The organism is Streptomyces sp. NPDC051907, assembly GCF_040681075.1.
In the GTDB taxonomy this organism is placed as follows: Bacteria; Actinomycetota; Actinomycetes; order Streptomycetales; family Streptomycetaceae; genus Streptomyces.
Genome location: NZ_JBFAYB010000015.1, coordinates 86,183 through 105,680 on the forward strand (window position 1 = coordinate 86,183; position 19,498 = coordinate 105,680).

Annotated in this window: 18 protein-coding genes and 1 pseudogene; 6 read left to right on the plus strand and 13 right to left on the minus strand. The window is 70.4% G+C overall.

Annotated features, from left to right (window positions below):
- Positions 1–52: 52 nt before the first annotated feature.
- Positions 53–1,303, minus strand: coding sequence for a serine hydrolase domain-containing protein (locus tag AB0M39_RS12035; RefSeq protein WP_365362943.1), 1,251 nt, complete (start codon positions 1,301–1,303; stop codon positions 53–55).
- Between the two features lie 111 nt (positions 1,304–1,414).
- Here AB0M39_RS12035 and AB0M39_RS12040 point away from each other — a divergent pair, with 111 nt between their 5' ends.
- Together AB0M39_RS12040 and AB0M39_RS12045 are read left to right on the plus strand one after the other, a co-directional pair.
- A complete protein-coding gene (locus tag AB0M39_RS12040) occupies positions 1,415–2,518 on the plus strand; it encodes a sensor histidine kinase (protein ID WP_365362945.1) in 1,104 nt (367 codons plus the stop codon).
- Positions 2,506–3,153: a response regulator transcription factor gene (locus AB0M39_RS12045; RefSeq protein ID WP_365362947.1), complete on the plus strand. Its 648-nt coding sequence runs from the start codon at positions 2,506–2,508 to the stop codon at positions 3,151–3,153. Before AB0M39_RS12040 ends, AB0M39_RS12045 begins: the two co-directional genes overlap by 13 nt.
- Before the next feature lie 31 nt (positions 3,154–3,184).
- Here the strand turns inward: AB0M39_RS12045 and AB0M39_RS12050 are convergent, their stop codons facing one another.
- Together AB0M39_RS12050 and AB0M39_RS12055 are read right to left on the minus strand one after the other, a co-directional pair.
- A complete protein-coding gene (locus AB0M39_RS12050) occupies positions 3,185–3,715 on the minus strand; it encodes an ankyrin repeat domain-containing protein (RefSeq protein ID WP_365362949.1) in 531 nt (176 codons plus the stop codon).
- A 191-nt stretch (positions 3,716–3,906) separates the two neighbouring features.
- A complete protein-coding gene (locus AB0M39_RS12055; RefSeq protein WP_365362951.1) occupies positions 3,907–4,551 on the minus strand; it encodes an SRPBCC family protein in 645 nt (214 codons plus the stop codon).
- 191 nt (positions 4,552–4,742) lie between these two features.
- Between AB0M39_RS12055 and AB0M39_RS12060 the strand changes: the two genes are divergently transcribed.
- On the plus strand, positions 4,743–5,396 hold the full coding sequence (locus tag AB0M39_RS12060) for a TetR/AcrR family transcriptional regulator (protein ID WP_365362953.1): 654 nt from the start codon (positions 4,743–4,745) through the stop codon (positions 5,394–5,396).
- A gap of 122 nt (positions 5,397–5,518) precedes the next feature.
- On the opposite strand, the gene AB0M39_RS12065 is transcribed toward AB0M39_RS12060, so the two are convergent.
- The 6 genes from AB0M39_RS12065 to AB0M39_RS12090 form a co-directional block, all read right to left on the minus strand.
- Positions 5,519–6,178, minus strand: coding sequence for an MSMEG_1061 family FMN-dependent PPOX-type flavoprotein (locus AB0M39_RS12065; RefSeq protein WP_365362955.1), 660 nt, complete (start codon positions 6,176–6,178; stop codon positions 5,519–5,521).
- Positions 6,179–6,253: 75 nt separating this feature from the next.
- Positions 6,254–6,910: a hypothetical protein gene (locus AB0M39_RS12070; RefSeq protein ID WP_365362957.1), complete on the minus strand. Its 657-nt coding sequence runs from the start codon at positions 6,908–6,910 to the stop codon at positions 6,254–6,256.
- A 74-nt stretch (positions 6,911–6,984) separates the two neighbouring features.
- Positions 6,985–7,752, minus strand: a complete 768-nt coding sequence (locus AB0M39_RS12075) for an MBL fold metallo-hydrolase (RefSeq protein ID WP_365362959.1) — start codon at positions 7,750–7,752, stop codon at positions 6,985–6,987.
- A gap of 97 nt (positions 7,753–7,849) precedes the next feature.
- Positions 7,850–8,371 carry an RICIN domain-containing protein gene (locus AB0M39_RS12080; RefSeq protein ID WP_365362961.1) on the minus strand — a complete coding sequence of 174 codons (522 nt, stop codon included), beginning with the start codon at positions 8,369–8,371 and terminating at the stop codon, positions 7,850–7,852.
- A 333-nt stretch (positions 8,372–8,704) separates the two neighbouring features.
- A complete protein-coding gene (locus tag AB0M39_RS12085) occupies positions 8,705–11,218 on the minus strand; it encodes a SpoIIE family protein phosphatase (protein WP_365362963.1) in 2,514 nt (837 codons plus the stop codon).
- Between the two features lie 534 nt (positions 11,219–11,752).
- Positions 11,753–12,703, minus strand: coding sequence for an SGNH/GDSL hydrolase family protein (locus tag AB0M39_RS12090; protein WP_365362965.1), 951 nt, complete (start codon positions 12,701–12,703; stop codon positions 11,753–11,755).
- 495 nt (positions 12,704–13,198) lie between these two features.
- On the opposite strand from AB0M39_RS12090, the gene AB0M39_RS12095 reads away from it, so the two are divergent.
- Entirely contained in the window at positions 13,199–15,409 is a 2,211-nt protein-coding gene (locus tag AB0M39_RS12095; protein WP_365362967.1) for a serine/threonine-protein kinase, read from the plus strand.
- A 159-nt stretch (positions 15,410–15,568) separates the two neighbouring features.
- Here the strand turns inward: AB0M39_RS12095 and AB0M39_RS12100 are convergent.
- Positions 15,569–15,733, minus strand: a pseudogene (locus AB0M39_RS12100) (dehydrogenase); the annotation flags it as partial.
- A gap of 95 nt (positions 15,734–15,828) precedes the next feature.
- Positions 15,829–16,218, minus strand: coding sequence for a hypothetical protein (locus tag AB0M39_RS12105; RefSeq protein ID WP_365362969.1), 390 nt, complete (start codon positions 16,216–16,218; stop codon positions 15,829–15,831).
- 220 nt (positions 16,219–16,438) lie between these two features.
- On the opposite strand from AB0M39_RS12105, the gene AB0M39_RS12110 reads away from it, so the two are divergent.
- Complete coding sequence (locus AB0M39_RS12110) at positions 16,439–16,612, plus strand: hypothetical protein (protein WP_365362971.1); 174 nt, start codon at positions 16,439–16,441, stop codon at positions 16,610–16,612.
- A 394-nt stretch (positions 16,613–17,006) separates the two neighbouring features.
- Complete coding sequence (locus tag AB0M39_RS12115) at positions 17,007–17,837, plus strand: class I SAM-dependent methyltransferase (protein ID WP_365362973.1); 831 nt, start codon at positions 17,007–17,009, stop codon at positions 17,835–17,837.
- 102 nt (positions 17,838–17,939) lie between these two features.
- Here the strand turns inward: AB0M39_RS12115 and AB0M39_RS12120 are convergent, their stop codons facing one another.
- The gene (locus AB0M39_RS12120) at positions 17,940–18,524 is read right to left on the minus strand and encodes an SUKH-4 family immunity protein (RefSeq protein WP_365362975.1); all 585 of its coding nucleotides are present in this window, start codon (positions 18,522–18,524) and stop codon (positions 17,940–17,942) included.
- A 120-nt stretch (positions 18,525–18,644) separates the two neighbouring features.
- Positions 18,645–19,472 carry an MOSC N-terminal beta barrel domain-containing protein gene (locus AB0M39_RS12125; protein WP_365362977.1) on the minus strand — a complete coding sequence of 276 codons (828 nt, stop codon included), beginning with the start codon at positions 19,470–19,472 and terminating at the stop codon, positions 18,645–18,647.
- Positions 19,473–19,498: the final 26 nt, after the last annotated feature.

Sequence of the window (19,498 nt, forward strand, 5' to 3'; positions counted from 1 at the left end):
CGTACAGACTCAAACCGCCGTATCCCATGACGACCTAGCCGCTCGGCTCTGCTTACGCGGTGGGGCGGAGCGAGGTGGGGCGGGGTGGGCGCAGCGCGTCGGTGACCACCTTGTCGGCGGCGCGCTGTTGGGAGAGCATGTCGGACGTGCTCCCGTCGAGCGCGAAGTTCATGGAGACCACCGCCCCTCGTCGGCCGTCTTCGGTGACGCCGACGGTCACGATGGATCCGGAGTCGCCGCCGTCGTGTCCCCAGTAGCGGCCGCCGCCGGGCAGCGGTCGGGAGACCAGTCCGAGGCCGTATCGGCCGTCGGGCCAGATCGGCTCGATCGCGGGGCTGACCGGTCGGGTGGTCTTCATCGCGGTCAGTTCGGCGGGGCGCAGAAGGCGTCCGCCGAGGAGTGCCCGGAAGAAGACGTCGAGATCGCGGGTGGTGGAGACGATGCCGCCCGCCGCGTACGCGGGGATCTGAGAGGTGACGTCGACGAGTTCGCCGTCGAAGCGCTGGTACTGCTTGGCGTGCGGAAGCCGGATCTGAGGCGAGGCTCCGGGCCAGTAGGTGTGCCGCATGCCCAGCGGCCGGAAGATGCGTCGGTCGAACTCGCGGTGCCACGGCTGCCCGGTGACGCGCTCGACGAGCAGTTCGGCGATCATGTAGCCGGTGTTGGCGTAGGCCCAGCCCTCGCCGGGCTCGAAGAGCTGCGGCAGGGCGACCGAGCGTGCCACCAAGTCTTCTGTGGAGTGCGGCCGATAGCGCATCTCCAGGTACTCCGCCTTCGTATTCCAGGTCGGGATGGCGTCCTGCAGGCCCGCGGTGTGCTGGAGCAGTTGGCGGACCGTGATCGGGCGGCCGGCCACGATCCCGGGCAGCCATCGTTCGACCCGGTCGTCGAGCTCCAGGCGTCCCTCGCCGACGAGTTGCAGGATCACGGTCGCGGTGAAGGCCTTGGACGTGCTGGCGATCCGGAACGCGCCGTCGGCGGGGATCGCACGTCCGGTGCGCACATCGGCGACGCCGACGCGTGCGGCGCAGGTGGCGTGCCGCGTCGTCGCCCTCGCCTGAACAGCGGGGATTCCCAGGGCAGACACTGCCGTTGCATTGCGGTGCAGCTGCGTGTAGTCGGGTACGTCGATGGTCTTGCCGGAGTTGTGCGCTCCTGTGCCGCCGATGGCTGTGTGGCCGATGGCGGTCGCGGAGCACGGTGGCGTCGCCCCCGTGCCCACGGCAGGCGGAGCGATCAGAACGGCGGCTGCGGTGGCGCTCAGCGCCAGCGTCAGCGGAACGGCGTGAAGGCGGCTTCTCATGCAGGAAAAGCTAGGCAGGGCCGAGCCGGCCGCCGATACCGCCAGCTGGAGGCATTCAGGTACAGCCAGCTGTAGTGCCGGGGCCGTACCCCTGATCGCATACTGATCGTCATGTATGGAGCGAACGCCTTGCGTGCCAGCGCCTACCTGATCGGCAACCTGTTCGCCGCAGTCGGGGGTCTCGTCTTCCTCCCCCGCCCGGGGGCGGTGGGCAGCTGGGCGGACCGTCGGCGCTCCGCCGCCCGGCGGTGGCTCGGCACACCGAGCGACTCGTCGCCGTCGCCGACCACGCGCCGCTGGCTGGCGGTCAACGCGTTGACAGGCGTCCCGGCGGGTCTCCTGGCGCTGCTCGTCGTCGGCAACATCATCGTCGGCGTGGTCGGCATGACCGCCTGGTGGGCGTTTCAGCCCGTGAACCGCCCACGGTTGTGGATCGACGTGCCGATCGACGGCTGGGGCGACGCACTGTCCCTCGGCGCCGTCCAGGTCGTCGGCCTCGGCGCTGTGGCGTGCTTCGTGCTGCCGCCGCTCGCGCGTGCGCAGACTCGTCTCCTGGCGCCGTCGCAGAAGGAGCGGCTGGCGTCTCGCATGGCGATGTTGACGCGGAGCCGAGCCGACGTCCTCGACGCGCACGGCGCGGAACTGCGAAGGATCGAGCGGGACTTGCACGACGGCACACAGGGCAGGCTCGTCGCGATGACGATGCACCTCGCGCTGGCGCGGCAGGCCGTGCGCGAGGAACCGGACACGGCCGAGGAACTGATCGAACGCGCGCATGCGGGCGCCGAGGCCACGCTGGCCGAGCTCCGGGACGTGATGCGCACGATCTATCCGCCGATCCTCGCCGACCGGGGGCTGTCCGGGGCGTTGACGTCGGTCGCCGCGCGTTCGGGCGTGCCTGCCCGGCTCGATGTGGGCGAGCTGGGCCCCATACCCGCCGCGGTCGAGACGGTGGCCTACTTCACGGTCGTCGAGGCGCTGACCAATGCGGCCAAGCACAGCAGGGCGTCCGCGGCCACGGTCGTCGTCGAACGCGAGGACGGCTGCCTGCGGATTCGTATCACGGACGACGGGACAGGCGGGGCCGACGAGGCGCGGGGCACCGGGCTGGCCGGGATACGCCGTCGCGCGACGGCGCTCGACGGCGAGGTCACGGTGGACAGCCCGGCCGGCGGCCCCACGGCCATCACGGTGGAGTTGCCGTGCGCCTGGTGATCGCCGAGGACAACGTGCTACTCGCGGAGGGTCTGCAGCTCATCCTCGCCAAGCACGGCTTCGAGGTCGCCCACGTCGCCGAGACGGCCGACGGCCTGCTCGCGGCGGTGGAGGAACACGAACCACAGGCGGCCATCGTCGACATACGCCTGCCGCCGTCGTACCGCGACGAGGGCCTGCAGGCGGCGATCGCGCTACGGCGACGGCGCCCGGACTTCCCCATTCTGGTGTTGTCGCAGTACATCGAGCAGACGTACGCGACCGAGCTGCTGTCCACCGGCCACCACGGCGTCGGCTACCTGCTCAAGGACCGGGTCGGCCGGGTGGCCGAGTTCGTCGACGCCCTGCGCAAGGTCGCAGCGGGCGGGATGGCGCTCGACGCGGAAGTCATCGCGCAGGTCGTCCGCCGTCAGGACGATCCTCTGACGACGCTGACCACACGCGAACGGCAAGTCCTCGGCTTGATGGCCGAGGGCCTCGACAACACGACCATCGCCGCGCGCCTTCGGGTGTCGGACAACGCGGTGCACAAGCACATCGGGAACATCTTCGCCAAGCTGGGCCTGGCCGCCACCGACGCCGGTCACCGCCGAGTGCTCGCCGTCCTCACCTACTTGGACGCGTCGCCGCACTGAGGGCTGTATGCAACCGGCCTCCTGAGGTGCGTCACCACGATCCGGCGGCTGGCCCTGCGCCGTGGTCTTGGAGCAGCCGCACTACTTCCATGCGGCCGCCCCCTGCCGCCCACTCCAGCACCGTCTTGCCCCTCCCCTTCAGCTCGATGCCGGCGCCATGGTCCAACAGCAGCCGCACGATCTCCGTACGGCCCTCGACGGCGGCGATCATCAGCGGCGTCGCCCGGGTCGCCGCCAGTCGGTGGTCGGGATCGACGCCCGCGTCCAGCAGGAGGCGGACGACTCCCGTCATCCCCTGGCCCGCGGCGAAGCGAAGCGGTGTGTCCTCGGAGTACTCGCCGATGCTCTGCCGCGGGTCGGCGCCGGCGCCCACGAGCAGCCGGACCACGTCCGTGTGCCCTGCCCACAGGGCGACGTCGAGTGCAGTGCGGTGCTGCGAGTTCACCGCGTCGACGGGGACACCCATGTCCAGCAGGCCTGCCACCCGCTCCTCGTCGCCGTCCGCTGCCGCTCGCACCATCTGCTCCACCGTGTCCACGCCCTGCATCCTGGCGCGTGACATGGGGTCATCACCAGCGCTTTACCGGGCCGTGCAGGCCGAGCACGTCCCTTCGGTCGCCGAGTCGCCCACCGCGGAAAGACGCGCCGCGATGACGAATCTTCATCGCGATGCCGGGTCGGACTCCAGCCTCTAGCAGTAGCCTTGGCGCGTCAACGACCGAGGAGCAGGCGGGCGCGGGCCCGGTTCGCTGGTTAGTACGGCCCGTTGTGGGCGTGTGCTTCGGCGGCGGACTTCAGGTCGTGCAGCCATGCTTCGAGGCCCTCGCGGAGGAGCTTGGTCGCGGTGGGAACGTCCGCTTCGACCTGGGTGCCGGTGTGGGTCTCCTCGGTGGTCACGCGGACGCCGCCCTCGACCTCGGTGAACTTCCATACGTGGACGCCGTCGATGCGCAGCCCTTCGCCGATCGCGGGGCCGGTCCAGCGGATGCACGAGCGGTGCTTGATCTGCTGGACGGTCGAGGTGATCTCCAGGCTGGTGGCGGGAGTCGCCGGGTTCGGGGGCACCGGGAGCACCCACCGGAATGCCGAGCCCTTGCGGAGGACACCGTGGTCGAGGCGTTCCACGGTCTCGACGGGGGTCTGCCAGGACGGCCAGCGCTCCACGTCGGTCTGCAGCTTCCAGACAGTGCGCAGCGGGGCGTTGATCACGATCTCGGTCCGGTGCCGGACGAGGGCGTCCGGGTCGACGCCCTTCCCGCGGCAGGTGACGTTCTCGCCGGGGTGGGAGGCGTGGGAGCCGACGGCCCCGACGGGTCCGGCGGCGGCGCCGAGGAGGCCGAGGGCGAGCGGGATGGCCAACAGTGCAGCGCGGGGGCCGGTGTTGCGGATGCCGAGCATGAAGTCTCCCTATGTCGGTTGGGGGTTGAGCGCTGGCTGTCGGAGCAGACTGCGCGACCCCTCTGGGGATAGATAGCATCGCGTTCGTTAGAAGTTATAACGCCAGCGAGACCGGCCGGTCAAGAGGTTGCGTGATACCTTCTAACCAAGCCTTGAGGGTGTATCCAGATCGACGGGAACGGCGGCAGACCATGGCGGCGACAGGCGCGAACACCCCACGGGAGCGCTATCGGACCCAGGTGCGGGCGGAGATCACGGAACGCGCCTGGGAGCAGATCGCCACGGCGGGGGCGTCCGCGCTCTCCCTCAACGCGATCGCCAAGCAGATGGGCATGAGCGGACCGGCGCTCTACCGCTACTTCGCCAGCCGCGACGAACTGATCACCGAACTCGTCCGGGAGGCGTACCGAAGCCTCTCCGAGACCCTCCGCACGGCGTCCGCCTCCGGCGCCGACCTGGGCGGGCTGGGACACGCCCTGCGCGGCTGGGCCTTGGCGGACCCCCAGCGATACTTCCTCGTCTACGGCACTCCCATCCCCGGCTATCACGCCCCCGAGGACACCACCGCCATCTCATCCGAGATCATGACGACCCTGCTCGAGGCGTGCACGGCGCTCGCTCCGGACGGCGCCGCGACGCCCCTCGGGGCCTACCTGGAGGACCACCGGGACTGGGCCGCCGGCCACCCCGCCCCGCCCGAGGTCCTCCACCGGTTCCTGACCTTCTGGACCCGCCTGCATGGCGTCCTGTCCCTGGAACTCGCCGGCCACTTCGCCGGCATGGACCTCGACCCTGCTCTGCTCTTCGCGGCCGAACTGGACAGCGTGCTGGCCCCCCGGACCTGACGTCGTACGCGGCGCAACTCCCCCGATCCTGCGAACTCGGCATCTTCCAACTGCCCCCTGATCGGGGCGGCGCCCGCGGATGCCTTGGCGGGCTGGTGGTTCAGCAATCGCTGGTCGGCCCGTTACTCGTACCGGTACTTCAGCGATTCCGCCTCCGCCTGCTCGATGTCAGCGATCGTCAGCTCCGGCATCCGCAGCTGGGCCAGCGTCACCTCGGCCGAGGTCGGCTGGGCGTCCGCCGGCAGCCACTGCTCCGGCTTCCAGGCCCCACTGCGCAGGAGCGACTTGGGGCAGTGCGGGTAGACCTCCTCGATCCCCAGCACCAGCGCGCTGACCGGCGGCTTGCCCACGGCGGTCAGCTGCGACAGCAGCTCGGGGCGGGTGGAGACGCAGGCCCGCCCGTTCACCCTGAGCGTCGTGGTGCGCCCCGGGATGACGAACAGCAGCCCGGCCCGTCCGGTGGCGACGACGTTCCGCAGGGTGTCCAGACGCTTGTTGCCTGTCGCGTCCGGTATCGCCACCGTCCGTGCGTCCAGTACGGTCACGAACCCGGCGGGGCCGCCGCGCGGGGAGACGTCACAGTTGCCCTCGGCGTCCACGCTGGCGACCAGGACCAACGATGAGCAGCCGATCAACCGCCGCGTCTGCTCGGTGAGTTCGGTCATCTGCTTCCGCATGGCCGTGTCCTTGGGAGATTCGTAGACGCGGCACAACGTGTCCTGGTCGGGTACGGCGTCGAGGCGGAGCGAGTCGAAGGCACTGCCGGCAAGGGGTGTCGTCATGCTCCCGACCCTAATAGGCCGACCTGCGACGGATCTTGATGGGTTGCGCCCCACGATCAATCGTGGGTCCACCTGTCAGTGCTGCTCGGCGAAGTGGGCGTGGACGGCGTCGAGGAGGAGGCGGACGCGTGCGTGAGTCACGTAAGGCATGACGGCGGCGAAGGCCGCGTCGAACTCGGCGGGCGTACGGAACAGGTACAGGATGCGCTGCAACTCCCCGGCGAGGTTGCCCAGTCGCTCATGGCAGTCCGGATGCTCGCTGGTCAGGATCTCGTCCAAGGCCTCGTCCACGCTGTCGTACTCCCCCGAGACCATCGACGAGACGAAGGCCGAGGTCAGCGAGAAGCGTTCGCTCGCCTCCCAGTCGGACATCGGCAGCTCCGCCAGGTCCGGATAGAAGAGGAACTGCCGATCGCGGACGATTTCGGCCAGCGAGCGCAGGAAGTCCGCCGGCGCCTCGTCGCCGGCCGCCCGCGCCAGCCGCTCGCGGTACACGGCGGGCCTGGTCTCGAACACCTCCGTGCCGACCTCGTCGGCCAGGAGGTCGAGCAGCGAGGCCAGCGCCGCAGGCGGCATCGCCCCGGACGTCGCCCTGGAATCCTGCAGGAAGCGGGACAGCCGCAGGAGTTCGTCCTCGAGCGGTGCGGCCCCCGGGGTGCGCGACGCGACGGCGATGCGCAGGAGGAGCCCCACCGCGCCCTCAGTGAGGAACTCGTCGTTGTTCGTGGTCACTTGGCGCATGCTACGGCGGGTCGGGGAGGCGGTCCGGACGTAAATCGTCACCGACGGAGGATTCCGTCACGACCTCAACCGATCGAGAAGGCAGCACCCGGGGCGGCATAGTCGACGGGGCCGTCGAACCGGACCGCGGCACGGGCCACTGCCTGCTGCGGTGTGAGGAAACGGCCTACATGCGTGACGATCAACCGGCCCGCGCGGGCCGCGCTGGCCGTGTCGCCGGCGTCTTCGGGCGTGTGGTGGACCTGTTCGCCCTCGGCCGGCGGCTGTGCGCTCTCGGCCTCACACAGCAGTACGTCGCACCCCTCCGCCAGACTCGTGAGGCTGGCGCACGGCGCCGTGTCCCCGGAGTAGACCAACGACCTGTCCCCGGCCTCGACACGCAGGGCGAAGGCCGGGATGCCGTGCGCCACAGCCCGGCTGCTCAGCGTGAGCGCACCGACGCGCACCTGATGCCCGTCGTGCAGTTCATGAACGTCGAAGGCCGATTCGATCGGGCTGCGGGTCGACGTGTTGGTGAGGAAATGAGCCAGCCGGTCAGCGATGCCCCGCGGTCCGTACAAGGGGATCGGCGCGGCGAGCCGCACGTCCGCGAAGATCGCGCCGTAGTAGGCGGTCAGCAGGTCCGCGCTGTGATCGGCGTGCAGATGCGAGATCCAGATCGCGTCCAGCTCATCCAGCCGGACGTGCCGTTGCAGCTGCGCCAGCGTCCCGGTGCCCGCATCCACCCACACCCGGGTATCGCCGCCGGAAACCAGGTAGCCAGAGCACGGATTGTCCACGCTCGGATAGGGCGTCGCGCAACCCAGGACGGTGAGACGGAGATCGCTGGTCATCCAGGGAGTCTAGAACGCTTGATCCACCGTTAAGGACGGCTTCTCGACAACGAAGGGTCCCCCGTGGCGCGAACGCCACGGGGGACCTTTTATGTCTCTACGCCATGTGCTGCACCCAGAGCTGGTTGTCGCCGCGGTTCGGCTCCCACATGATGGGCCGAGCACCCCACGTGCCGGTGCCTCCCGGGACGTCGACCACCTGGTTGAGCGGGGTGTTCACGATGGAACCAGTTCCTCCGCCAAAGGCGAAGACCTGGTTCCAGGTGTTGTTGCAGTGCCAGAGGATCAGCTGGGAGCCCATCCTGGTGTCGTCATGCCGGTCCAGGCACAGGTTGTTCCTCAAGTTGACGATCCTCGGGCGTCCCTTGGAGTCCCAGGCCGTGTACCAGGACTGGTTCGAACCCCCGTTGCACTCCCACTGGATCACAGCGGCGCCAGGACCGGCGCCGCCACTGCCGTCCAGGCAGAGATCGGTCTGGTAGTTCCACAGCGACCCCTGGAAAGAGGCTGCGGAGGCGGGCTGTGCCACCACCAGGCTGCCGCCGACCATTGCCATGCCTGCCGTGGCCACCGCCATCAGACGCTTGACGGCTCTGCTCGACTTGATCTTTGAGATCATGATCCCCCCTCAAGGAATCAGGCCGTGCCCCCCTGGCACGGCTTCCTATCCAAGATCGATAGTAGGCCATTTCGGGGTGCACAACCTCTCTCTGGGAGCAGCCGTTTCACCGTCCGGACTGTCTCAACTCCCTTGCTGGCTAAGCGGAATGCTTGCGAGTGGCCTTCGTCGCCACGAGCGGCTACGCGTCGCCTTGGTGCGTACTCGGGACACCGGCGACCGTTCCCGGCACCGGTGTGCGGATGCGGAACCGCGGCCGTTGCTGTGGACGCTGATCAGGCCGCGGGCACGTTCGGCGTTGGCCTCAGCGTTGTGCCGAGTCGGGGAGGCGAGTCAGCGAGACGAGTCGGCGAGAGTGACACCGTGATCGGGTGTCACCTCGGCGCCGTGAACGGAGCCGTACTCGGTGAGCAGCAGGGCGATGTCGTCGGCTCGGTAGGCGGAGCCCCGGGCGTTGCGCAGGAGCCGGTCGGCGAGTTCGTCCGGTGACTCCGCGGGGGCGTGGGCCAGGGATGCCCGCAGGCGGTCGATTCCCACGTTGATGTCGGCGCCGGGCTCCTCGACCAGTCCGTCGGTGTAGAGGGCGAGGAGGGACCCTGGCGGGAGGTCGATCCGGGTTGCCGGATAGACGCTTGCGCGGTCCACGCCGAGGAGCGGGCCGGTGTCCAGTTCAAGGGCGTCGGTGCTCGCGTCGGGACGGCGGAGCAGGGGTGGGGGGTGGCCGGCGGTGACGGCGTAGGCGTGGTGGCCGTGGGGTTCGAGGTGGATGTAGCAGCAGCTGGCCAGCAGCCCGGGGTCGAGGTCGAAGAGGGTTCGGTTGACGCCCGCCATCACATCGCCGGGTGTGTGGCCTACTGCTGCGAAGGCCCGTACGGCGCTGCGCAACTGGGCCATGGTGGCCGCGGCGGCGATGCTGTGCCCCTCCACGTCTCCGATGACGAGAGAGACTCCACCACCGGTGGGGATGACGTCGTACCAGTCGCCGCCGATGTCCATTCCGCTGGTGCCGGGCAGATAGCGCGCGACGGTGTGGATTCCCGGGACCGCCGGCAGCCGGTGCGGCAGCAGCGCCTGCTGAAGGCCGCGCGCGAGGGCGAACTCCGAGTCGTAGAGCCGTGCTCGCTCCAGGGCTTGGGCGATCAGCCCGGCGAGTGCGGTGAGGACGCCGCGGTCCTTCTCCGTGAACCGGTGGATCTCGTCGAAGCCGAGGACACAGGTGCCGACGGGGTGGTTGGAGGCGATCAGCGGCAGATACGCCCAGGAGCTCACCTCGCCCGTGGGGATGCCCGGGTAGCCCTGGGAGAGGTCCTGCTGCGACTCGATGAAGAGCGGAGCGCCGGAGGTCAGGGTCTCCGTGCCGGGCAGGCGCGCATGCAGCGGTACGCCCTCCAGCCAGTCGAGGAAGTCTTCGTGGTGGCCGGTGTGGAAGAGCAGGTGCATCTTTCCGTCACGGACCACGTAGATCGCCAGCTGCTGCCCCCCGAAGGCCGGCAGGAGCTGGTCGGAGATGACTTCGCAGACTTCGCGGGCGGTGACCGCCTCGGTCAGCGCGCTGCCCAGTTGCAGGACGTGGTACATGACGCCCATGCGCGCGGGTGTGGAAGGGGTTGCCGTCTCGGCCGAGGAGGCGGACGGCGTAGCGGGCGAGGGCGGACCTCTGAAGGTCTCCACCCGGCCGGTCACTCCGTCCGCTTCCGGATGGAGGGAGAAGGCGAGCCACCGGTCGGGCGGTCGGCAGGCGACGAAGGAGACGGGCGCCTGCGAGATCATCGCGGACCGGTGCCGGTACTCGACGTCGGGATCGGACAGCCACGGCAGTGCGTCCGAGAGGAACTGGCCCAGCAGTTCCTCGCCGCGCACGCCCAACAGCTGCCGGGCGCTGTGGTTGGCGTAGGTGACCCGCCCGTCGGGGGCGAGGGAGAACAGCCCGTCCCGCAGCCGTTCGACCGCTGCGACGGCCGCGCTGCCGGCCTGCGCGTCGACGACCGTGCCGACCAGGTGGGTGGGCGCCCGCGCGTCGTCGGCCTCCGGTGCGCGGCCCCACAACTCGACCGTGCGGTACCCCTCGGCGCCGTCCCTGCGATCGCGTATGCGCAGGCACCGCGCGTTGATCCGGCCCTCGGCGGCCGCCGCGCGGGCGGTCGCCCGAAGGGCGGCGCGGTCGCCGGGATGCAGGCAGGCGACAAGCGTCTCGGCTCGTCCGTCGAAGGCACGGGGGTCGAGACCGAAGATCGCGCAGAGCTCGTCGTCCACCGTGAAGACGCCGGTGACGAGGTCCCAGTCGAACAGACCGGCCCGCACGGCCGGCGCCGAGGGAGCGGGGTTCTCGACGGGAATCGCCTGCGGGTCGCACTCGACGGGATCGCCGGTACGCGCACGGAGATCGGCGAGGGCGGCGCCGAGGCGGTTGGCGATGGTCCGCATGTGGCGGCGCTGCGCCTTGGACAGCCCCTCGCCGCCGGGCGACGCCGCCCAGACGATCGCCAGCGCCCCGAAGGTCTCCTCGCCTGCGCCCACCGGCACGGAGCAGGAGCCGAAGGCGTACGGCAGAGCTACCGCGAGCTGGGGATACCGGCGCATCGTCTCGTCGGCGTCGGCCAGGTGAACCGTGCGCCTGGAGCTGAAGGCTGCGGCGACCGGGATGGGACTGCTCACCGGGATGAGATGCCAGCCGCCGAGCAGAGAAGGCGGCACCCCGCACGTCGCGGCGAGCACGATCGACCGACGGTCGCGGGAGCGGAGGAAGACGCTCCCGGCGTACGCACCGGTTCCTTCGACGGCCTCGACGACGGCTGCAGCGAGCAGATCCTCACGCTCCGCCGTCGCGCCGACGACCATGTCGCTCATAGTTCCAGTGTGTGCCCAGGTCCGCCCACCGGCATGAAGGCCCTGGGCTGCCGCCCAGGTACCGGCTAGGAGGGTCTCTGACCTGGGAGCATTTACGTCCAGGCACCCGGCGAGTGCCCTGAGGGGCAAGCCAGCCCAGCCCTCGATGTGGACGTCCCCGATCAGGAGCCTCAGGAGATCCGCGAGATCGCCCAGGAGCGCGGCATGACGCTCAGGCGCCGAGGTGTTCCGGCGCGTGTTCAACGACCCCGCGCTCGCCGACGCCATCGCCGAGGCCGGGATCGACGACGGCCCGGCCGGGCGCCACGCAGGCCGGGCCGCCTGACCGATGCCGCCCATCCCGCACATCGACGTTCGCATTCCAAGCATCCGCGCCTATCAGCACGCGCCACTGATACGGCACGAGACCGCCCCGTCGGGGAGTAGCCCGACCAGCCCCGCAAATCCCACCCGTCCCCTGGACGCGGAGCTGCCTCCGGCCCAAACGGCCGGAGGCAGCTCGTCGCCGGGTCGCGGATGGGATCCGCGGGCCGGTCAGGCCACGTCGATGCTGTTCAGGATCGCCGCTGTGACGTGATCGGCGGCGTTCCTGTGGCCCTTGGCATTGGGGTGCACGAGGGCCACCTCGGTAGAGCCGCTGGCGAGGACGCCCTCGACCCACTTGCCCGCGTCGCAGACGCTGTGGTTCCGGGAGGAGTCGTAGAGGTCGACGAAGCTGGCGGCCTCGTGCGCGGAGGCCGACTTCTCGATGGCCTTGTTGAGGGGTTCCAGGACGTCCTCGCGCAGCCAGTCCAGGTCGCCTTGGGTGATCGGCCCGAACTGTTCCAGGTCGTTGTACCGGCACTTGGCCGTGTCCTTGGGGATGACCGTGGGGTAGCCGACGGCCAGGATCTTGGCGTGCGCGGCGCGCTCGTGGAGCACGGCGAGCATCTCGTCGTAGTCCTTGCCCACCTTGGTCAGCCGGGCGGGGATGCCGTCGGCCAGGTCGTCCCTGCACGGGGTGCCGACGCCGCCGCTGCCCGAGCCCAACTCCAGGCAGGTGCGCAGAATGTCGGCGAACCCGAGGGTGTTGCCGCCCACCCCGACCGTGACCACGTCGGTGCCGGTCTCCACCGCCGAGGACTGAGGGGGCACCGGGGGGAACGGGTAGTCCGGGTCCTCGGAGAAGGGCGGTAGGTGACGGCCGATCGGCTCCTGGGCGCTGAAGGTGACGTTCTCGATCGTGGCGGCGCCGCAGCTGACGTTGGTCAGATCGATCAGCCCGCCGAGGTCGCGGTCGATGACCTGAGGGTAGGACTGGTCGGTGCGCTCGCAGCCGTCGCGGGGGATCTCGAAGACGTCGCCCGCGGCAGGGATGACCCCGGCGGTGTACGAGTCGCCCAGGGCGACCCATTGGTAGGTCGCCGCAGCGGAGGCGGGTTGCGCCCCGGCGAGTTGCGCGGGAGCGAGTGCGCCCGCGGCGAGTGCCACGGCCGAGCTCAGCATGACCAGACGAGTACGGAAAGAGCGTGCCACGAATCCTCCAGAGATACGCGGTTGGCGTCGCTCTGACCGTACGGCGTCCATTACTCAACGCACTAGATCCAATACGGACAGTCACAGCCCGTGGTGTTCCAGGGGCCGCACGGACCACGATGGACAGGTTCTGAATGGGTGGTTCGGCATGCCGCCCAAGTTCGGCCGTCGCTCGACGAAGTCTGAACGGCATTTGAGCAGCAGGAGGAGCACCCTGGCCGATCCACGCCATCACGGTCGGTGGCGCTGCCCCGAGGAGCTGTCCTATTCGCCATCACCCGTGATCTCGGGCATCGGCCCGTCCGAGACCTCCAGGATCCATGTCGTCAGCTGCTGCAGAAGAGCTGGCCAGCGAGCGCCGGATTCGACGAGGACGTGGGCCTGGTACGCGAAGTGTCCGACAGCTGAGAGATGATGAGGCACTTTCACGGCGGCGGGGGCCGCAGAGGTTCGCTGGGGGTGGAGATGGATCAGGATACGAGTCAGGGTTCGTTCGAGGCGCTGGCCGACGGGGATCCGGCGACGGTCGGGCCGTACCGGATCGTCGCACGGCTGGGCGCCGGGGGCATGGGGCGCGTCTACCTGGGCCGGTCGCGCAGCGGCCGTGCCGTGGCCGTGAAGGTGGTACGTCCGGAACTCGCCGAGGACGGTGAGTTCCGTCGCCGGTTCGCCCGGGAGGTCGGCGCCGCGAGACGGGTCAACGGGTTCTTCACCGCAGGGGTCGTCGACGCCGACCCCGAGGGATCACCAGCATGGCTGGCGACGGCGTACGTGCCGGGGGTACCGCTGAGCGAAGCCGTCATGGCCAACGGCCCGTGGCCGCAGGACGCCACGCTGGCACTGGGCGCGGGCCTGGCCGAGGCGCTGGAGTCCATCCACGCCTCGGGGGTGGTCCACCGGGACCTGAAGCCGTCGAACGTCCTGCTCGCGGCCGACGGGCCGCGTGTGATCGACTTCGGGATCTCCGCCGCTGCCGACGTCAGCGTGCTCACGCAGACGGGAACGGTCATCGGCACACCCGGGTACATGGCTCCCGAGCAGCTCAGGGGACAGACCGTGGGGCCGGCCTGCGACGTCTTCGCGCTGGGTGCGGTGCTGACGTACACGGCGACAGGCACCGGGCCGTTCGGTGCGGGATCCGCGCACTCCCTGAACTTCCGGGCCGTCTACGAGCAACCGGACCTGGACGGCCTCCCGACCGGGCTGCGCGACCTGGTGGCCGGCTGTCTGGCCAAGGACGCGGGGCAGCGTCCTACCGTCGCCGCCCTGCTGGACCGTCTCGGCGATCACGGCAACGCGCCAGAAGCCCACGAGGCTCAGCACACGGCCAGTTGGCTTCCCGAAACGGTCGCGGCGACCGTCCTCGCTCGTGCCGCCGCTCCTCAGCCGGCCACCCCGACGCCCTCGACCGTGCCGGCAACGGCGCCGTCCGACAGCCCGCCGCCGCAACCCCCGAACCCGGCCGGCGCCCCCGTCACTTCAACCCCGGCCCCGGACTCAGCCCAGACCGGCGCCGCTCCGCCCGGACCCGCCCCCGCCCTGCAAGACGCTCGGGACAGGACCACCGGCGGGCCGGGACCGCACACGCCGGCGCCAGCCGGCCGACCGGGAGCGCGGAGTCTCGGGCTGTCCCGAAGACAGGCCCTGCTCGGACTGGCAGGGGTTGGTGTCGCCGGCGCCGGCTTCACCGCGTGGAAGGTGTTCGACGACCGCGACACGCCACCGGGTCAGCAGCTGTGGGCCTTTCCCACCAGCAAGACCATCACTTCGACGCCGGCGTTCGCGGACGGAGTCGTGTACGTCGGCAGCACCAAGGGCACCCTCCACGCCGTCGACGCCGACACGGGCAAGGGCCGCTGGGTCTTCCGTACCCGCGACAGGGTCGAGTCGTCGCCCGCCGTGGTGGACGGAGTCGTCTACGTGGGAAGCGGCGACGGCTATCTGTACGCGGTCGACGCCGACACCGGCGAACAACGCTGGGCCTACCAGACCGGCCCCAACTACACATCTCCCGCTGTGGTAGACGGAGTCGTCTACACCGGCAGCAGCAATGGTGTGCACGCGGTCGACGCCGCCAACGGCAAACGGCGCTGGGCGTCTCTCACCGACGGGTGGGCGTCGTCGCCGACGGTGGCAGACGGCGCCGTCTTCGTCGGGAGCGGCAACGGCCTGATCTCGCTGGAGGCGGCAAGCGGGAACACGCGTTGGAGGGCGCTCCAGGAAAGGATCGTGCACTGCACGCCGAGTGTGACCGACGGCCTCGTCCACGCCGCCTGCAACGACGGCCTGCGCGCCGTCAAGGCCGATACCGGTAGCGAGCGGGAGGACTTCCCCGAAGGCGGCCCCGGCCGCACGTCTTCCCCGACGGTGGTGGACCAGATCGTCTACTACGGCAGCACGGACGGCAGTCTGTACGGGGTCCATGCCACCGACGCCCAGCAGCGGTTCAAGTTCCCCACGGCCGACAGCGTGGACTCCAAACCGGCGGTGGTGGACGGCGTCGCCTACTTCGGAAGCGACGACGGGCACCTGTATGCCGTGGACACGGCCACCAGCAAGGAGCGCTGGCGACTGACCGCCAAGGACACCTTCTTCACAGAGTCGTCGCCCAAGGTGGCCCGGGGAGTCCTCTACATCGGCACGTACGCAGGCGAGCTGCTCGCGATCTCCGTGTAGCCAGGCTCCGGGCGGGGTCGCCGTCGTCCGCTATGGGCCGTAACCGGTGCCCAGCGACCGACGCATGGCGGTCGTCATGAGCCCGGGGCCGCACGGGCCCCGGGCACGATTGGGTGACTGTCGTCGTCTGCCCGGGCGCGACGGCCCCGCATCAGAGAATCACCATGGCACGACTCCGTCGTCGTCGAACAGCTGGCCGGTAGGGCCGTCGTCGGGAAGAGCCGCCAACCGGACGGCGATCGCCGCGCCCTGCTCCGGGGTCCGAGTACCGCTGAAACCGTTGAGGTCGGTGGCCACGTAGCCGGGACAGGCGTTGTTGATCAAGCAGGCGGCGAGCGGCTTCTCACAGGCAGGGCGCCCCGCGCCTGGGGGAGCAGGCGCGGGGCACTGGATGGGCCGGAGGGGCTGGGGTCCCTTGGTCAGGGAGTGGTGCAGACGGCGTAGGCCCGGATGGACTCGTCCATGGTGTTGGTGTTCGTGCCGCGCACGACCCAGGAGTTGCCGCTGGGGAAGGAGTCGGTGAAATAGGTCCGGATGGCGCTGGTCGTGCCGCCGCCCCCGGTGGGCACCTGACCGGACGGGCAGGCCACGCTGGCGATCCGGTTCTGGCCCGGCGGGACGGTGACGAGCGGGCCGGAGACCTGCGGGTGCGCGGCCAGCAGACCGGCGTCGGCTGTCGTCGGCTTCTCGGGCGCGACCAGGCCGGGCTTCTCGTCGCCTCCTTCGTTGGCGGCTGCCATCACGGCGCCGCCGACGAGGACGCCTACAGCTGCGAGAGCGCTCAGAGCAAGGGTGACGGTGCGGGCCATCGTGACCTCCTGATGTATATGGAACTCCGCCGTCCAATGGGAGGCGGATACTCCAACTCCGAGACTACTCAGCGGAGTTGATCCACTACATGGAGTGCAAACGTGTGATGGGGGCGTGCAGGCGCGGCCGTTCAGCGCCCATCGGTCATGCGCGGGTGGCACACGCCGCACAGGCCGGAGCGACCAGCGTTCGCCCGGCGCTTCGTCAACGCGGAAGCGGGTGGCGAAGATCGCCCGTCACGCCGGCCATTCGAGCCGTGTGACAGCCGTTGCCACCACGGTTGTCGACGGGCGACCGGTCGCCGTGACCGGCGGCTGGGACAAGTCGGTACGGGTGTGGGATCTCACCACCGGCCACCAGATCGGCAAGACACCTTGCGGTTCCTCGACCTGACGACAGGGCGCCGAGCCGCCCCCGACTACCTGCTCCCGCTGCCCGTGCACGCGCTCACTGCCACCCCGCATGGGCGCCTCGCGGTCGGGTTCGGCCCCGAAGTGGCGGTCCTACGGCTCCTGGCCTCCGGCGCCGTCGAAGCCGACCAGAGTGGCGGCGCCCCGAGCGGACTCATAAGCCCATGAGGGCCGGCGGGCCCGTCGGCCACGGGCTCAGCGGCGGACTCGCTGACACCGAGGTCAGGCGCGGCGCGCCTCCGCCGTGCGGGCGGCCGCCGGTGGAGGATCGGTGGGGAGGCGGCCTCGGACCGCCGCCCGGCGCCGCCCCACCACATGAGAGATCCGGCCATGACAATGTTCGACGACGACACCCTCGGCACCGCACCGGCGGCGGCGTGAGCACCCCTCCGCGCGGGGACGCGCCGGACGGCGGCCGCTACGGCGAGGCCGTCTTCCGTCCCGAACAGGCGGGCGAAGGCGAGCGCATCGACTTCGGCGCCCTCGCCTACGACGACATCACCATGGCGCGGCTGCGGACACTCGGGGTCGGCCCGGGGTGGCGCTGCCTCGACGTGGGCGCCGGCACGGGTACGGTCTCCCGCCGGCTGCTGGACGAGGCCGGGGTGGCGAGCGTCCTCGCCGTGGACCGCGACGTACGCTTCCTCGACGCGCAGCCCGTGCCCGGGCTCGACGTGCTCGAGGCCGACGTCACCGCCTCCGACTTCGCCCCCGGCCGCTTCCAGCTCGTCCACGCGCGCTTCGTGCTGATGCACCTGCCCGAGCACGACCGCCTGATCACGAAACTGGCCGAACTCGTCGCGCCCGGCGGTGTGCTGGTACTCAGCGACGCGGTCGACCTGACGAGCGACCGGACGCCCAGCACGCCGTACACCATGGTGATGCGGGCGATGTGGCAGGGGCTGCGGGCCACCATCGGCACCGATGTCTCCTGGGTGCCGTCGTACCCCCATCTGCTGCGCGGGGCGGGGCTCGTGCCCGTCGCCGCCGAGATCCATGTGCCGCCGCTGCTGCCCGGCAGTCCCATCAGCCGCTTCTGGGCGGACACATGGGAGCGGAGCAGAGCGGCGATGCTCGCCACCGGCCTGGTCGACGACACGTCCGTCGACGCGGCGGTCCGCTACCTGGGCTCCGACGAGTGCGCCGCGTTGTCGGCTGGCATGCTCACTGTCTGGGGATGGAAATCCGGGGAGGCTGCCCTGCGCTGACCCGCCGCCCGACCGCGCTGTCGACGGCCCTGAGCAGTGTCGCCACTCGGAGGCGGGCCCCTTGGGCGGAGGCCACGGCGCCTGGCGTCACCAACCCCGCTCTCACTCCAGACACTCGAAGATCTCGTCCCAGAACGCAGACTCGCTCACATAGGAGTCCTGGCCGATCATGCGCTCACGCAGATCGGAGACGGCGGCCGCCCGTACAGCTTCGTCGGCCGATTCCAGGGCGTCGCTCGACTCGGCGATCAGCCCGAGGAGCACGGCCAGCCGAGGAAGGGAATCGGCGGCCGGTCCCTGCCACCCGTCCCCGTGGTCCCACCCGTTGGGGTCGTAGTGAGTGATGCCGCCGTCCGCCGCTTCGAGCATCAGGTGCTGGTCGCCGCAGACGGCGACGGCGAAGGAGAAGTTCTTGGGCGGGGAGTCGTCGTCGGGATAGCGGTGCCCGTAGATTTCGTCGGCATCGAGCGGTTCCAGGCCGTCCTCGTCCCGCACATGCCTCGTGTCGATTCCCACGACGTCGAGGTGGACGGCGGGAAAGCCGACCGTGAGCAGGAACTCCCTCGACTGGGCATCGGTCAGCTCGGCCGGCAGACCGGCCTCGTCCGGCCGCCAGAGCGAGCCTTCGCCCAGCCGTTCCTCCAGCCACACCGCGTCCGGTATCAGCGGAGTGTCGTTGCTCTTCACTGCCTGCCCCCATGGGTTCCGCGTCGTTCGGTCATCGGCGGCCCAGTCAATCGCAAGCCCGCGCGCCGACCTCGAGCCGGGGGGTCCGCGTGGATGGCTCCCGAGGTCGCGCTCAAGCGCCTAGAACTCCGATCGGCCCCACTCCGTCACGGTCACCTCGTCGCCGACGGACATCTTTCCGGGGCGCAGGACGGCGAACTTCGCACCGAACGCGATGCCGCCTTCGGCCGCCCGCCGGTAGGTGGCCAGTGTGCGCAGGGGTTCCGGGCCGGCTCTTGTGCCCGACTCCTGGTCGACCATGGTGACGGCGCAGCGGATCGCCAGCTTGGCGTAGCCGAGTTCGGCCGCACCGATGGTGAGGCGGTGGGCGCGGTCCTCGGTGTGCGGATCGTCCCAGCCGTCGACGACGACGTTGGCGCGAAAGCGGTCGGCAGGGACAGGCGGGGCGCCGCGGTCGGCCAGTCTCGAGTCGAGCTGGTCCAAGGTGGCACGGGAGACGACGTGGAGGGGGCAGCTGTCGGCGTAGCCAGAGGTCCCCGGAGTCCGGCCGTCTGTCACGCGGTCGTGTTCCGGAGGTACGCGCACAAGGCGGCTGGGCGCGCGGAGTACGTCCGAGAGCCACGCGGCCGCAAGGTCGCCCTGGTCGATGCCCTGGTACGGGTCGCCGAACAGGTCCACCGCCCGGCGGACGCCCGACGTGTCCACGTCGATGGTGAGCGGCTCGGCGCCGGGGGCGTGGAGGGTGAGCCGCTGGCCGTACGGGTCGACGGCGGGCCGGATCACGGCCAGGCGGGGATCGCGGCGCTGGGTGCGGAACACGCCCTGCTCGCTGACGACCATGAAGCTGCGGTCGTGGGCGAGGCCGGCGGGCGTCAGCAGGGCCTCGGGCACCGACGTACCGGCGCAGCCCTTGACGGGGAAGTACGACAACTCAACGACACGGGCCATCGGTCGGGTCCCCGTCAGTCCGTGAC

Bases quoted from the DNA above. Each gene is read 5' to 3' on its own strand.
- AB0M39_RS12035 (WP_365362943.1), bottom strand. From the start codon at position 1,303: ATGAGAAGCCGCCTTCACGCCGTTCCGCTGACGCTGGCGCTGAGCGCC.
- AB0M39_RS12040 (WP_365362945.1), top strand. From the start codon at position 1,415: ATGTATGGAGCGAACGCCTTGCGTGCCAGCGCCTACCTGATCGGCAAC.
- AB0M39_RS12050 (WP_365362949.1), bottom strand. From the start codon at position 3,715: ATGTCACGCGCCAGGATGCAGGGCGTGGACACGGTGGAGCAGATGGTG.
- AB0M39_RS12055 (WP_365362951.1), bottom strand. From the start codon at position 4,551: ATGCTCGGCATCCGCAACACCGGCCCCCGCGCTGCACTGTTGGCCATC.
- AB0M39_RS12060 (WP_365362953.1), top strand. From the start codon at position 4,743: ATGGCGGCGACAGGCGCGAACACCCCACGGGAGCGCTATCGGACCCAG.
- AB0M39_RS12065 (WP_365362955.1), bottom strand. From the start codon at position 6,178: ATGACGACACCCCTTGCCGGCAGTGCCTTCGACTCGCTCCGCCTCGAC.
- AB0M39_RS12075 (WP_365362959.1), bottom strand. From the start codon at position 7,752: ATGACCAGCGATCTCCGTCTCACCGTCCTGGGTTGCGCGACGCCCTAT.
- AB0M39_RS12080 (WP_365362961.1), bottom strand. From the start codon at position 8,371: ATGATCTCAAAGATCAAGTCGAGCAGAGCCGTCAAGCGTCTGATGGCG.
- AB0M39_RS12085 (WP_365362963.1), bottom strand. From the start codon at position 11,218: ATGAGCGACATGGTCGTCGGCGCGACGGCGGAGCGTGAGGATCTGCTC.
- AB0M39_RS12090 (WP_365362965.1), bottom strand. From the start codon at position 12,703: ATGCTGAGCTCGGCCGTGGCACTCGCCGCGGGCGCACTCGCTCCCGCG.
- AB0M39_RS12095 (WP_365362967.1), top strand. From the start codon at position 13,199: ATGGATCAGGATACGAGTCAGGGTTCGTTCGAGGCGCTGGCCGACGGG.
- AB0M39_RS12105 (WP_365362969.1), bottom strand. From the start codon at position 16,218: ATGGCCCGCACCGTCACCCTTGCTCTGAGCGCTCTCGCAGCTGTAGGC.
- AB0M39_RS12125 (WP_365362977.1), bottom strand. From the start codon at position 19,472: ATGGCCCGTGTCGTTGAGTTGTCGTACTTCCCCGTCAAGGGCTGCGCC.